A 13,200-nucleotide genomic window follows, 5' to 3' on the forward strand; every position below is an offset into this window, starting at 1 on the left:
CGCGTCCAGCTCAAGGCCGGCCGGGTCAAGGGCAGGACGGTCATCCCGCTGATCCGGCAGCCCGAGGGCACGCAGGCCTGGAAGATCGTCATCCCAACCAGCAAAGGGCATCCGGAGCCACGGGCACACGACGGCCACGAATGGATCTACGTCCTGTCCGGCCAGTTGCGTCTCGTCCTCGGTGACCAGGACTGGGTGCTCGGACCCGGTGAGGTCGCCGAATTCGACACCCAGGTACCGCACTGGTTCGGCAGCACGGGCGAGGAGCCCACGGAGATTCTGAGCATCTTCGGACGACCCGGCGAACGGATGAACGTCCGAACCACACCTGCGCAGGCATAGCAACTGGTGGGCGGACTTCGACCGCCCGGCGCCGATCCGTCTGCGACTCGGTACACCGAATGTCGCTTGGTGTACCTTCATCGGCTACTCGCCTGTATGGGTCTGCGTACGCTGACCGAATGCCAGTACTGGGCACCAAGCTGCACTTGCCCTCGCCGCGTCGCCGGCTGGTGCAGCGTGCCCGCCTCACCGACCGACTTCGCGCGGACGCGGGGGACGGGCCGCGGCTGGTCCTCGTCGCGGCACCGGCGGGGTTCGGCAAGACCACCCTGCTGGTGCAGTGGCTGGCGGCGGCCGAGAAGTCGCCGCGCAGGGTGGCGTGGTTGGCTCTCGACCCGGGCGACGCCGACCTCCAACTGTTCCTGACTCACCTCGTGGCTGCGATTCAGACCGCCGAACCCGAGGCTGGTGTCGACGCACTCACCCTGCTGGAGGCCGGCGGCAGCACGCCAACCGACGCCGTGCTGGTCAGCCTGATCAACGATCTCGACGGCCTCGCCGGTCCCACGGTGGTGGCGCTCGACGACTACCACGTCATCGATTCCGCCGCCGTCCATGAGGCGGTGACGTTCCTGCTGGACAACCTGCCTCCGCAGGTCACGCTGGCGGTGACCACGCGGGCCGACCCTCCGCTGCCGCTGGCTCGGCTGCGGGCGCGGGGCGAACTCGTGGAGGTGCGGGCTGCGGACCTCAGGTTCACCACCGACGAAGCGCAGGTGTTCCTCAACGACGTGATGGAGCTGCAGCTGGAACCCGCACTCGTAGCCGCGCTCGAGGCGCGCACCGAGGGGTGGGCGGCCGGGCTGCAACTGGCCGCACTGTCGGTCCGGACCCGTGCCGCCGACGGGTCCGCAGACGTCGCCGGGTTCGTCGAGGCATTCTCGGGCAGCCACCGGTTCGTCCTGGATTACCTCGTCGAGGAGGTTCTGGACCGCCAGCCCGCCGAGGTGCGCGCCTTCCTGCTCGACACCTGTGTGCTGGACCAGCTGACCGGCGGCCTCTGCGACGCCCTGACCGGTCGCCGCGACGGTCAGCCGATGCTGGAGATCCTTGAGCGCGAAAACCTGTTCGTCGTCCCGCTCGACGACGAGCGCCGGTGGTACCGCTACCACCACCTCTTCGCCGACGCATTACGTGCCCGTCTGCGTGCCCGCCAGGCTGACCGGGTGGGTGAGTTGCACGCCGCAGCCAGCCGATGGCTCGCCGTCAACGGGCTGCTGGCCGATGCCGTCCGGCACGCGATCGGGAGCGGCGACCACGAGCACACCGCCGACCTCGTCGAGCTCACCCTGGCTGACCTGCGCCGACGACGCCAGGACCGGACCCTTCGCGACTGGCTGGTCGCGCTGCCGGACGACGTCGTCCGTCGCCGGCCGCTGCTCGCCACCCACGTCGCGTGGAGCCGGCTGTCCGAGGGCGACGTCGACGGGGTGCAGGCGTGGCTCGACGCCGCCGAAGCCAGTCTCGACACAGCGCCGCCATCGACCATTCCCACAGCGGGCCCGCTGGCCGAGGCGGCCAAGGACCGCGACGGCGAGGTCCGCTCCCTCCCGGCCATGATCGCGGTCTACCGCGCCTCGGTCGCCCAGGCCCGAGGCGACATCTCCGGTACGGTCTCGCACGCCCGCCGGGCACTCGCGCTGGCCGGGCCGGAGGACCACTTCCCGCGTGGTGCCGCCGCCGGCTTCGTCGGCCTGGCGGCGTGGGCCGACGGTGACCTCGGCGCCGCGGTGGACACGTTCACCGAGGCGGTCGCCAGCCTGGATGCGGCCGGTATGGTCGCGGACGGGCTGGGCGCGACCGTCGTGCTGGCGAACATGTGGCTGGCGCGCGGACGTCCGGTCGAGGCGCGCCGGCTCTACGAACGCGCGCTATCCGCGGCCGAAAGCCACCCCGGCCCGATGCTGTCCACCCTCGGCGACCTGCACGTCGGCCTCGCGGACGTCCTCCGCGAACAGGGCCGGCTCGACGCGGCCGCCCAGCACCTCGAGGCTGCCCGCGAGTTCGGCGATCGGGCGTCGCTGCTGGAGAACCGGCACCGCTGGTACACCGCGACGGCCGCGCTGCTGCAGGCGAACGGCGACCTTGACGGCGCAGTCGGGATGCTCGACCAGGCCGAGCCGCTCTTCCTGCCCGGCTACTTTCCCGACGTGCGGCCGATCGCCGCGACCAGGGCGCGGATCTGGATCGTCCAGGGCCGCCTCGATGAGGCGCGGGCATGGGCGCGCGAGCGTGGTATCACGCCAACGGACCCGCCGATCTACCTCGCCGAGTACGACCAGCTCACCCTCGCCCGCCTGCTGGTCGCCGAGGGTGGCCCACGAGAGGCGCTCGACCTGCTAGACCGCGTGCTGGACGCCGCGCGGACGGCGGGCCGCAACGGCAGCCTGGTCGAGGCGGGCTTGGTGCGGGCGCTCGCCCACCAGGCGAACGGCGACGCGGACTCGGCGGTGGCCGACCTCGCCGCCGCCCTCACCGACGGGGTACCGGCCGGCTACTGCCGGCTCTTCCTCGACAACGGACAACCCATAACAGAGCTGCTCGGGCAGGTCGCCCGCGGCGCGGTGCAGGAGGCACGGACGCAGGCCCGGCACCTACTGGCCGCGGCACAGAGACCGGCGGCACCCGCTCCCGCTGGACCAGCCTCCGCTGGGCCAGTCTCCGCGGAGGGATTCAGCGACCGCGAGCGCGAGGTGCTGCGCCTGCTGGCGACCGAGCTCAGCGGCCCCGAGATCGCGCGACAGCTGTTCGTCACGGTGAACACGCTGCGCACCCATACGAAGCACATCTTCACCAAACTCGACGTGAACACCCGCCGCGCCGCGGTACGTCGGGCTGCGGACCTCGGCCTGCTCTGAGCGTCACCGAAGCCGCATCACCACCCCGCTCACATCACAGTCCGCAAGTTTGTCAACGCATCCACCGCTATGCCGGCGGCGAACTGACCGTTCAGCTCTACCTGCGTCGCTAGATCTCAGCACGTCGGTCTCACCACGTCGGTCACAGCATGTGGTGATGCCAGGTCCCCGCCTCCGTCAATACGTTGAGTCAGCCCGCGGCGCTCGCCGCGAACACTGAGAAGCGAAGGTGCCGGACATGACCATCACCACCACTACCCTCACCCGCGCGGCCGGCGTCGCCGCCGTCGTCGGGGGTCTGCTGTACATCGGTGTCCAGATCAACCACCCTCATCTGGACCTCGCCTTCATCTCCACGACCGAGTGGAAGGTGCGCCAGACGATGAAGGTGCTGTTCGCCTCGCTGTCGCTCGCCGGCATCACCGGCATGTACCTGCGGCAGGTGACACGGACCGGACTCCTCGGCCTGATCGGGTACCTCGTGCTCGCCACCGGCTTCCTCCTCATCCTCAGCACCGAAGTCATCGGTGTGGTCGTCATCCCCTCCATCGCCGGCACCTCACCCGGATACGTCACCGACGTCCTCGCCGTGGCCGTTCCCGGCGGCCACGCGACCGGCGACATCGGCCTGATCGTCCCGCTCAGCCAGGTCACCGGCGTCGGCTACCTCGCCGGCGGCCTCCTGTTCGGCATCGCCCTGTTCCGCGCCCGCATCCTCGCCCGGTGGGCCGCCGCGCTCCTCGCCGTCGGCGCCGTGGCCACCCTCGCGATCCCCTTGCTGCCGCAGGTCAACTTCAGGCTGTTCGCCATCCCCACCGGAGTCGCCCTGGTCGGCCTCGGCTACTCGCTGTGGCGCGAGCAGCGCACCCCGGCCACTGGACCGCGGACAAGCTCCGTCAGCGCACAGTTCGACCCGGCCGGCGCAAAGTGACCCTGCCCGTGGCGGCCCGTCCCACCCGGTCGACCTGGTCGACCGGGTGGGTGCCGTTCGCGCTGGTCGCCCTCGTGCTGGTGCCCGCCATCGCGGGCTCGCTGCGTCTGGTCGAGCTGTCCGGCGGACCGCTCCTGCTGCCGGCGAACCCGCGCATGACGGTCTCGCCTGTGCCCGTGGTCGTGCACATCATCAGCGCCGTCACCTACGCCACCCTCGGCGCTTTCCAGTTCTCGAGCCGGTTGCGGCGCCGTCGTCCGGGCTGGCACCGGATGGCCGGGCGGGTCCTGGTGGTGTTGGGTTTGGCGGTGGCGTTCTCGGCGCTCTGGATGACGCTGTTCTACCCACGCCAGCCCGGCACCGGCGAGCTGGCCTACGTCTTCCGGCTCGCGTTCGGGTCGAGTATGGCCGCCAGCATCACCCTCGGCTTCGCCGCCATCCGCCGGCGGGACATCGCCGGTCACCGAGCATGGATGACCCGCGCCTACGCCCTGGCCCTCGGCGCCGGCACGCAGGTGTTCACCCAGGGCATCGGCGGCGCCGTCTTCGGCGCCAGCGAGCTCACCACCGACCTGAGCCTGGGTGCGGGCTGGGTCATCAATCTCGCGGTCGCGGAATACGTCATCCGCCGATACCGCAGCCGCGGAACCATCAGGGCGACCGCGAAGGTCGGGTCGTCATGACCCGCTCACCCGAACGACAGCTGCCTGCCCGCTACCGGCTGCGGGTAGGCGGGCACCTGGATCACCACTGGTCGCCCTGGTTCGGCGACCTCACCCTGACCCATGACGACGACGGGACGACGAGCCTGACCGGGGTCGTCGCCGACCAGGCGGAGTTGCACGGGCTTCTCACCAAGATCCGCGACCTCGGCGTCACCCTGATCTCCGTGGAGACCGTCGACCCTCGCCGCGGCGTGGACGCAACCCCTGGCTCTACGACGGAGGCGACATCGACGACGACGCCGACGACCTCGAACCACTCGACGTCGACGGCGCACAAGACGAAACCACAGACAAGCGAAGTTGAGACCCCGACTCCCCTCCCCACGGCCAAGGTTCGCCGGCCCCGGGCGCGGGGCGTTGCAACCTCGCCGGCAAGCAGCATCGTGGCCAGAGCCTCGCCGGAGATCTGATGTCACGTCCGCGATGCCGCTGACTGCTTCATTCCTCGTTGTGGGGGTGCTCGGCCTTGCGGCCGGCGATGGCGTCGAGGAGTCGGTGGAGTCCCCAGATGTAGTGCTCGGTGGAGATGTAGTCGGCGATCACTTCTGCTGCGGCGGCGGAGCGGGGGTACTGGTCGGCCGGTGTGGCGGCGAACGTGGATCGTCGGAGTGCGATTCTCTCTGATTCTGGTGGCAGCGGGCCTGCTGTCGCGACGTCGGCCACCTCCAGGGCCATGGATCCGAACACGTAGACGATCAGCAGGTAGGCACCCCGCGCGGCGTCGGCGGGGTCGAGCCCGGCGTCGCCGAGGAGCTCGAGGAGCCGTTCGTTGAGGGCGAGAGCGTGGGGGCCGTCCATCGGGCCGCCGATCATCAGGGTGACCCTGCCGGGGTGGGCTGCTAGCAGCGCCCTCAGCTCCAGGGCGAGGGATTCGACGCGCTGCCGCCACGGTTGTTCACGATCGGCGAAGACGCCGTGGTCGACCTTGCCGAGCAGCCGCTCGACGAGAGCCTTGAACACCGAGGCCTTGTCGGGGAAGTAGGTGTACACCGCGTTCGGGGCCACGCCGACCCGGGCGGCGATACCTCGTACGGACGCCGCGATCTGTCCACCCTCGTCGAGCAGGCTCAGCGCCGCATCGAGGATCTCGTCCTCGCTCAACGCCCGCCGCGGACCGGGACGGCTTCGCTTGGCCGGTGCCACCATCTGCTGAACTCCCTCCTTGACGTTTGCCTGGACAGCGTACAGGATCTGTGCATAGTCCAGATTCTGTACGCTGTCCAGGGGGTTGGCATGACGGTCACATCCACGGGCACGGGGCTTCGCCGAACCACCGGAGGACTGTTCCTCCTCGGGGCCATCGCGTTCGCCGGCGCGGCGACGGTGCTGTCCTCGACGTTCGACTGGCCCGACATCCTGCGGGAGCCCGGCAGCGTGGTCCTGCCGGCCTTCGTCGCGGGCGGTACGAGCCTCGTGTGGACGTGGTTCGCCACCGCCTGGACCTACGCGATCCTGATCGTGCCTATCCTGCTGCTACCCGCCGCGCTTGGGCGACGCGATGATCCAGCGCTGCGGACGGCCACCTATCTGGGCGCCACCTCGGTGGTGCTCTCGCTGGTCGGGTTCCTGCGTTGGGTTTTTGTCGTTCCGCCGTTGGCCCATTCCTACGTCGCTGGTGACGCCGCGACCAAGGCCGCAGTGGACGCTGCCTGGACTGCCCAACACCAGTTCGGCGGCGCGTTACTCGGCGAACACCTGGGCCAGTTGCTGGTCGTCGGCTGGTCGGTCACGGTCTGCGTGCTGATCCTGCGCACCCGGGTGCTGCCTCGCTGGCTCGGCGTCATCGGCCTGGTCGTCAGCGCGCTCTACCTGCTCAACCAGGGCGACATCCTGGCCACCGCCGTACCGGGCTTCCCGGTCTGGGACCTGGCCGGACTGCTCGGCAGCACCGGCTGGGGACTGTGGGTGGCCGCGCTCGGCGTCACCATCCTGCTGCGCCCGGTCCGCAACCTGGTGCCCACTATCTCCGTCACCGAGGGCGACAGAATCCCACCCCCGCGCGTCGCCACTTCAAACGAGCCGGCCACCGCTGGGCCGAGGAGCTGACGACCATGCCAACCTCCGGAGCATCCCGCCCATCGATCCTGCGCACCTGGTTGTTGTGGACCGCCGGGTTCCTCGCCTTCCCCATCGCCGGGTTGGCGGGCACCGCCGCCGCCGGCCGCGTCGACAGCCCGCTCTCGGCGTTGATCGGCGGCGCGGTCGCCGGGCTGGTCATCGGCGCCGGCCAAGCCTTGGTCAGCCGGCGGCGCCTCGACCCGCGCCGCTGGGTACCCGCGACCGCTCTCGGGATGGGCGTCGGGCTGCTGCTCGGCGCCGCAGTGGTCGGTTACCGCACGTCCCTGGCCAGCCTCGCGATCATGGGTGCGATCACCGGTGTCCTGCTCGGTCTCGCGCAGGCCGCCGCGCTACCCCGCCGCGCCCGCTACCGCTGGGTCTGGGCCGCCGCGATGCCCGTCCTGTGGTCGGCGGGCTGGACCGCGACCACTCTCGGCGGCATCGACGTCGACCAGCAGTTCACCGTCTTCGGCGCCTACGGCGCAGTGACGTTCTCGGCCCTGTCCGGGCTGCTGCTCCACCTGCTCCTGCCCTACCGGGCCGCCGCCGGCAAGCGCCCGGCACACCGCCCGGTCGAGGCGACGCTGTGAGCGCCGCACGGCACGTGATCTTCGGTACCGGCGCGATCGGTTTGGCCACCTACGATGCGCTGCGCCGGCGGGGCGAAACGGTCCGGCTCGTCAACCGCTCCGGTCACGCCCGGGTACCCGAAGACGTCGAGGTGATCGGCGGTGACGCCGCAGACCCGGCCTTCACCGTCGCCGTGACCGAGGGCGTCGCCGTGCTCTACCAGACCCTCAACCCGCCCTACCCCGAGTGGACCGCACGGTTCCCGGCCCTGCAGGCCGGAGTCCTCGCGGCCGCCGAAGCCAGCGGCGCTCGCCTGGTCAGCATGGAGAACGTCTACATGTACGGGCGACCCAACGGGCAGCCGCTCACCGAGGACCGGCCCTACGCCGCCCACACGAAGAAGGGTCAGCTGCGTGCCGGGATGGCCCGCGGACTGCTCGCCGCACACGACGCGGGACGCGTACAGGTAGCGATCGGTCGCGCCTCGGACTACTTCGGCCCGCGCGGCGGCGCCCAGTCCAATCTCGGCGACCGGGTCTGCCCGCCCGCCCTGGCCGGTAAGACCGCCACCGTGCTCGGCGACCCCGACCAGCCGCACACCTACACCTACGTCCCGGACATCGGCGAAGGCCTTGCCGTCCTCGGTGAACACCCCGACGCCCCGGGTGAGGTGTGGCACCTGCCCAACGACCCCGAGACCAAAACCACCCGCCAGCTCGTCGACATCATCTACCAGCACGCCGGCCAGCCCATGGCCACGCTCCGGGCCCTGCCGCCGCTGCTGCTGCGCGTCATCGGCCTCGTCAATCCCACCGTGCGCGAACTCGCCGAGATGCAGTACCAGTTCCAGGAACCGTTCATCGTCGACAGCAGCAAGATCGCGACCAAACTCGGCGTGCACGCCACCCCCATCGGCCAGGCCCTCGCGGACACCCTCACGAGCTACCGCCACCGGTGACAGGTACGCCTCCCCGGCCCGCTGGACCAACCAAGAGGATCACCATGAAGGCAACGACAGGCGCCACCGGCCGCGCTGCGGCACCGGGCTCCAACCGCGACGCAACCGCGTCACCAACGCCGCTGCGGATGCAGGCGATCGTGCAGGACAGGTACGGGTCCGCCGACGTCCTGCGCGTCGACGAGATCGACCGGCCGACAATCGGACCCGCCGAGGTGCTCATCCACGTCCACGCGGCCGGACTCGACCGGGGTACCTGGCACTTCATGGCCGGCATGCCCTACCTGTTCCGCCTCATGGGCCCCGGCTTGCGCAAGCCCAAGAACCCCGTGCTGGGCCTCGACGTCGCCGGCACGGTGACCGCCGTCGGCGCAGCGGTGACCAGGTTCCAGGTCGGCGACGAAGTCTTCGGCATCAGCAAAGGCTCCTTCGCCGAATACGCCAGCGCCCGCGAGGACAAGCTCGCCCACAAACCCGCGAACCTCACCTTCGACCAGGCCGCGGTCGTCGCGATCTCCGGACTCACCGCCCTACAAAGCCTCCGCGACGTCGGGCGGGTCGAAACGGGCCAGCACGTGCTGATCGTGGGCGCGTCCGGAGGCGTCGGCACGTACGCCGTGCAGATCGCCAAGGCCCTTGGCGCACAGGTCACCGGCGTGTGCAGCACCGCAAAGACCGACCTCGTCCGATCCATCGGTGCCGACCACGTCATCGACTACACCCGCGATGACTTCGCCGCCGGCCCCCAGCGCTACGACCTCATCCTCGACATCGGCGGCAACTCACCGCTGCCCCGGCTGCGCCGCGCGCTCACCCCCACCGGCATGCTCGTCCTCGTCGGCGGCGAAGACGGCGACCGCTGGACCGGAGGCATGGGCCGCCAACTGCGGGCCGTCGCCCTCTCACCGTTCGTGCGTCAGCGGCTCACCATGAAAACCCCGAAGGAGCACTACACGGACCTCGAGCGGCTCGCTCAGCTCATCGAAGCCGGCGAGCTCACCCCGACGATCGACAAAACCTACCCGCTGGACCAGGCACCCGACGCGATGCGCCACCTCGAAGCCGGACTGGCCCGAGGAAAGATCGTCATCGCGGTGGCACGAGCCGGATGAGCGTATTCGCTGACTGCGACCACACGGCGGCCTCGACAGGTCGTGCCGTCCCTCGCCAACCTCGAACGTCTCGCTCGACTCGCGCGGCGCCAGCTGTTGCATCGAATGGAGTCCATCGTGACTACCACCCCCACAACGCCCACCCCGGCCCCCGAGGAGAAGGGCCAGGACCGTCCCTCCGGCCCTGATCCCCAACCCAGGGGACATATCGGTTGGATCGTGGCGGGCTCGTTGGCCACCGGACTCGTCGCTGCTCTCCTGCTCGTCGCCGCCCCGTTCATCCCGGCCGAGGAGAGCGCGGTCACCGGCGCGGTCCTGTGCGGGTTCGCGCTGGGCTGGGCGATGCTGGCCGTACTCTCGGTGCGGTTCACCGATCAGCCACAGCGGTGGGCCGCGGCTCCGGCACTGCTCATGGGATTTGGCGGTCTGCTCCTGGTCGGGTTCGGGTCCTCGGCGCGCGAGGTGCTCAACTGGGTGTGGCCCCCCGCCATGCTGGCGTTGGCGATCTGGATGATCGCCCGCGTGCGTCGACAGCTTCGCAGCCGGAGCGGACACTGGCTGCTCTACCCAGTGATCGCATTGTTGGCGCTCGCCTCGATCGGCGGCGGCTATGAAACCGTCCGTGAAGCGACCGATGCCACGGCCTACCCGATGCCCGGCCAGTTGATCGACGTCGGCGGACACCGCCTGCACCTGAGCTGCACCGGCTCCGGCAGTCCCACCGTCGTCCTCGAACCGGGCGCAGGCGAGATGTCCTCGAATCTCGGATGGATCACCCCCACTGTCGCCCGAGACACCCGCGTCTGCGTCTACGACCGCGCCGGTCGCGGCTGGAGCGAGCCCGCCGACACCGCCCAGAACGGTGCTCAGATAGCGAACGACCTGCACACGTTGCTGCAGCGCGGACACGTGCCCGGACCCTACGTGCTGGCCGGGCATTCCTTCGGCGGCCTCTACATGCTCACGTTCGCCGCCCGCTACCCCGACGAGGTCGCCGGCATGGTGCTCGTGGACTCCACCGCACCCGCCTCGGCGGCGAGACCCGGAGCAGCATCGCCGTACGACGGGGGCTCCTACGACGTCCTGGGCCGTGTCTCCGCACTGGTCTCGACCTCGGCTCGACTGGGTCTGAGCCGCCTGTACGGCCAGCTCGAACACGGCAGCCTCCCGCCGCGATCGGGGGACGAGGCACGCGCCAGTAACGCGACCGCCAGCCATGTTCGCAGCACGATCGACGAGTACGTCCAGGCGAACGCGTCGACAGAGCAAGCCGCATCCCTCGGTGACTTCGCCGCCAAGCCGTTGGTCGTCCTGACCGCCGGCAGCGGAAGTGACGCCACCCACGCGGCGAAGCAGAACCACCTGGCCACCTTGTCCACCAACAGCGTGCACCGCGTCATCGACGGCGCCACCCACGACTCGCTGATCTCGAACCAAGAAGACGCCGCCGCCACCACCCAGGCGATCCTCGACGTCGTCTCATCGGTCCGCAGCCCAGGACCGCTGGACGGGTGATCCAGCGCAGCCACCGGATGAGCTCGTCGCTGGCTGCGACCGCACGGAGGCCTTGGCGAGATCGTGCCCTCACCCGCGCCGGACCAACCGTCTCGTCGATGGACAAGGAATCTAATAATGGCTGACAACGCGACCGGACGGATGGCCGGGAAAACTGTGCTGGTGACCGGCGGCACCGGCGGCATCGGCAAAGCCACGGCCGCCGGCCTGGCCGCGATGGGCGCCCGGGTCGGCATCACCGGCCGCGATCTAACCCGGAGCCGAGCCGCGGCGGCCGACATCGCCGCCACCTCCGGCAACCCGACCGTCGACGCGTTCGCCGCCGACATGTCCTCGCAGACGCAGGTACGACGACTGGCCCACGAAGTCTTGGACACCTACCCGCGCCTGGATGTGCTCGTCAACAACATGGGCGGGTTCTGGGCCACCCGCCGCGTCACCGCCGACGGGCTGGAACACACCTTCGCCGTCAACCATCTCGCGGGCTTCCTCCTCACCGATCTACTGCTCGACCGGCTCAAGGCCAGCGCCCCGGCCCGAATAGTGACCGTCTCCTCCGGCGCCCACACCGGCGGCACGATGAACTTCGCCGATCTGCAGGGCGCACACGGCTACTCCGGGCCACGCGCCTACAACCAGTCGAAACTGGCCAACGTCATGTTCACCTACGAGCTGGCCCGCCGCCTGGACGGCAGCGGTGTGACTGCCACCGTGCTCCACCCCGGCGTGGTACGCACCAGCTTCGCCGCGGAGGATCCCTCCCCGATGTGGAAGGTCCTCCTTCCGCTGATGCGGCTGTTCCTCAAGGCTCCCGCGAAGGGTGCAGCCACCTCCATCTACCTGGCGTCCTCACCCGAAGTCGAGGGCGTCACCGGCACATACTTCGCCAACAGCAAACCGAAGAACTCAAGCAAGTCGGCCTACGACCAGGCCGCCGCAGCCCGCCTGTGGCAGACCAGCGTCGACCTTGTCGGGACGGATCGACGTGAGCCCAGCACAATCGAGCAGAGGTCCGATGACCTCTCTGCGTAAGACCCCAGTAAATACGAAGGCCGCGACCGGCAGCCCACCGCCGCGCTGGTCGACTCCCAGTCACTGCGAGGTGCGGAAACCGAGGGCCGAGCCGGCTGCGGCTACGACGCCGGTAAGAAGGTCAAGATAACGGCCGCAAACGCCACATCGCGGTCGACACCTGCGGGCTACTCCTGGCCATCCTGGTCACCGGCGGCCACGTCCAGGACCGCGACGGCGCACGACCGCTGCTCTGGGCGGTACACACCTGTTTCCCCGGCATCCGTCTGGTCTGGGCCGACGCGGCTACGCCGGCAGGCTGGTCGACTGGGCCGCCGACCAACTGCGTCTCACCGTGCAGATCGTCGCCAAACTCGCCGGGCAAACCACGTTCGTCGTGCTGCGCCGCCGTTGGGCCGTCGAACCGACCTTCTCCTGGATCAACCGCTGCCGGCGCACCGTCCGCGACTACGAGCGCCTACCGCAGCTTCACGCCGCGATGGTCCAATGGGCCATGATCATCATCATGACCCGCCGCCTCGCCCGCCACCACCACACCTGAAACCTTATTTACCAGGGTCTAAGCTTCGCGTTTAACGTGGGTTTCGTCGTTTCGGGGTCTTGACTTGGGTTTTCTTGATGGCGGGGTGGCGTTGGGCGGGCGTGGATCGGGAGCCTTTCGGGCGTCCTGGGCCAGGTCGGGTGGGTTTCGGGTGGCTGGCCGGGGTGCCGATCCGGGGCAGCAGATGACCGAAACCCTGACGGACCCGGCCGGGTGTGGACGCGTGGGCCGGCTGGTATGGCTGCCAGGGCAGCCGGTGGTCGCTGACCAGTGGGCGGGCCAGGCGTAGCTGGTTGAGCGCGGCGAGGATGAGCCAGGTCCACCGGTCGGCCTGTTCCGGGGTGCGTAGTTTCGGGGTGGTCCAGCCCAGAACCTGTTTGGTGAAGCGGAACGTGTGCTCGATGTCGAAGCGGCGCAGGTAGGCGTGCCAGACCCGGTCGAGGTCCAGGCTTGCCGGGTCGTGGCCGTGCCACCACAGCCACACCGTTTTCGGTTCCCGGTCGCGGCGGCCGGGCAGCCGGGAGACGTGCAGCCGGATCAGGGTGCCTTCGATGATGG

At 69.8% G+C, this 13,200-nt stretch carries 14 protein-coding genes and 1 pseudogene; 13 read left to right on the forward strand and 2 right to left on the reverse strand.

Annotated features, from left to right (window positions below):
• The 5 genes from ACIA5D_RS51155 to ACIA5D_RS51175 form a co-directional block, all read left to right on the forward strand.
• A partial coding sequence (locus ACIA5D_RS51155) for a cupin domain-containing protein (protein WP_396038016.1) occupies window positions 1–342 on the forward strand: 342 nt, incomplete at its 5' end.
• A 119-nt stretch (window positions 343–461) separates the two neighbouring features.
• On the forward strand, window positions 462–3,200 hold the full coding sequence (locus ACIA5D_RS51160; RefSeq protein WP_396038017.1) for a LuxR C-terminal-related transcriptional regulator: 2,739 nt from the start codon (window positions 462–464) through the stop codon (window positions 3,198–3,200).
• Window positions 3,201–3,438: 238 nt separating this feature from the next.
• Complete coding sequence (locus ACIA5D_RS51165; RefSeq protein WP_396038018.1) at window positions 3,439–4,131, forward strand: hypothetical protein; 693 nt, start codon at window positions 3,439–3,441, stop codon at window positions 4,129–4,131.
• A gap of 8 nt (window positions 4,132–4,139) precedes the next feature.
• Window positions 4,140–4,814: a DUF2306 domain-containing protein gene (locus tag ACIA5D_RS51170; protein ID WP_396038019.1), complete on the forward strand. Its 675-nt coding sequence runs from the start codon at window positions 4,140–4,142 to the stop codon at window positions 4,812–4,814.
• Entirely contained in the window at window positions 4,811–5,266 is a 456-nt protein-coding gene (locus ACIA5D_RS51175) for a hypothetical protein (RefSeq protein ID WP_396038020.1), read from the forward strand. Before ACIA5D_RS51170 ends, ACIA5D_RS51175 begins: the two co-directional genes overlap by 4 nt.
• A 28-nt stretch (window positions 5,267–5,294) precedes the next feature.
• Here the strand turns inward: ACIA5D_RS51175 and ACIA5D_RS51180 are convergent, their stop codons facing one another.
• Complete coding sequence (locus ACIA5D_RS51180) at window positions 5,295–6,002, reverse strand: TetR/AcrR family transcriptional regulator (RefSeq protein ID WP_396038021.1); 708 nt, start codon at window positions 6,000–6,002, stop codon at window positions 5,295–5,297.
• Window positions 6,003–6,089: 87 nt separating this feature from the next.
• Between ACIA5D_RS51180 and ACIA5D_RS51185 the strand changes: the two genes are divergently transcribed.
• From ACIA5D_RS51185 to ACIA5D_RS51220, 8 genes and pseudogenes are all read left to right on the forward strand, one after another.
• Window positions 6,090–6,902: a DUF4386 domain-containing protein gene (locus ACIA5D_RS51185; protein WP_396038022.1), complete on the forward strand. Its 813-nt coding sequence runs from the start codon at window positions 6,090–6,092 to the stop codon at window positions 6,900–6,902.
• 5 nt (window positions 6,903–6,907) lie between these two features.
• Complete coding sequence (locus tag ACIA5D_RS51190; protein ID WP_396038023.1) at window positions 6,908–7,504, forward strand: hypothetical protein; 597 nt, start codon at window positions 6,908–6,910, stop codon at window positions 7,502–7,504.
• Window positions 7,501–8,442 carry an NAD-dependent epimerase/dehydratase family protein gene (locus ACIA5D_RS51195; RefSeq protein WP_396038024.1) on the forward strand — a complete coding sequence of 314 codons (942 nt, stop codon included), beginning with the start codon at window positions 7,501–7,503 and terminating at the stop codon, window positions 8,440–8,442. Before ACIA5D_RS51190 ends, ACIA5D_RS51195 begins: the two co-directional genes overlap by 4 nt.
• Window positions 8,443–8,570: 128 nt before the next feature.
• Window positions 8,571–9,554 (forward strand): NAD(P)-dependent alcohol dehydrogenase, encoded by a 984-nt coding sequence (locus ACIA5D_RS51200; protein WP_396038029.1) that lies wholly within the window; start codon window positions 8,571–8,573, stop codon window positions 9,552–9,554.
• A 117-nt stretch (window positions 9,555–9,671) separates the two neighbouring features.
• Window positions 9,672–11,069, forward strand: a complete 1,398-nt coding sequence (locus ACIA5D_RS51205) for an alpha/beta hydrolase (RefSeq protein WP_396038025.1) — start codon at window positions 9,672–9,674, stop codon at window positions 11,067–11,069.
• Window positions 11,070–11,186: 117 nt separating this feature from the next.
• Complete coding sequence (locus ACIA5D_RS51210; protein ID WP_396038026.1) at window positions 11,187–12,101, forward strand: SDR family oxidoreductase; 915 nt, start codon at window positions 11,187–11,189, stop codon at window positions 12,099–12,101.
• Between the two features lie 140 nt (window positions 12,102–12,241).
• Window positions 12,242–12,376 (forward strand): annotated as a pseudogene (locus ACIA5D_RS51215) (IS5/IS1182 family transposase); the annotation flags it as partial.
• Window positions 12,377–12,435: 59 nt separating this feature from the next.
• Window positions 12,436–12,642: a transposase gene (locus ACIA5D_RS51220; RefSeq protein WP_396038027.1), complete on the forward strand. Its 207-nt coding sequence runs from the start codon at window positions 12,436–12,438 to the stop codon at window positions 12,640–12,642.
• Between the two features lie 31 nt (window positions 12,643–12,673).
• Here ACIA5D_RS51220 and ACIA5D_RS51225 read toward each other — a convergent pair.
• The coding region (locus ACIA5D_RS51225) for a transposase (RefSeq protein ID WP_396038028.1) at window positions 12,674–13,200 on the reverse strand (527 nt) is incomplete at its 5' end.

The organism is Actinoplanes sp. NPDC051513 (genome assembly GCF_044454685.1).
In the GTDB taxonomy this organism is placed as follows: Bacteria; Actinomycetota; Actinomycetes; order Mycobacteriales; family Micromonosporaceae; genus Actinoplanes.

Coding starts and splice junctions, on each gene's coding strand:
- ACIA5D_RS51160 (WP_396038017.1), top strand. CDS start 462: ATGCCAGTACTGGGCACCAAGCTGCACTTGCCCTCGCCGCGTCGCCGG.
- ACIA5D_RS51165 (WP_396038018.1), top strand. CDS start 3,439: ATGACCATCACCACCACTACCCTCACCCGCGCGGCCGGCGTCGCCGCC.
- ACIA5D_RS51175 (WP_396038020.1), top strand. CDS start 4,811: ATGACCCGCTCACCCGAACGACAGCTGCCTGCCCGCTACCGGCTGCGG.
- ACIA5D_RS51180 (WP_396038021.1), bottom strand. CDS start 6,002: ATGGTGGCACCGGCCAAGCGAAGCCGTCCCGGTCCGCGGCGGGCGTTG.
- ACIA5D_RS51185 (WP_396038022.1), top strand. CDS start 6,090: ATGACGGTCACATCCACGGGCACGGGGCTTCGCCGAACCACCGGAGGA.
- ACIA5D_RS51190 (WP_396038023.1), top strand. CDS start 6,908: ATGCCAACCTCCGGAGCATCCCGCCCATCGATCCTGCGCACCTGGTTG.
- ACIA5D_RS51200 (WP_396038029.1), top strand. CDS start 8,571: ATGCAGGCGATCGTGCAGGACAGGTACGGGTCCGCCGACGTCCTGCGC.
- ACIA5D_RS51210 (WP_396038026.1), top strand. CDS start 11,187: ATGGCTGACAACGCGACCGGACGGATGGCCGGGAAAACTGTGCTGGTG.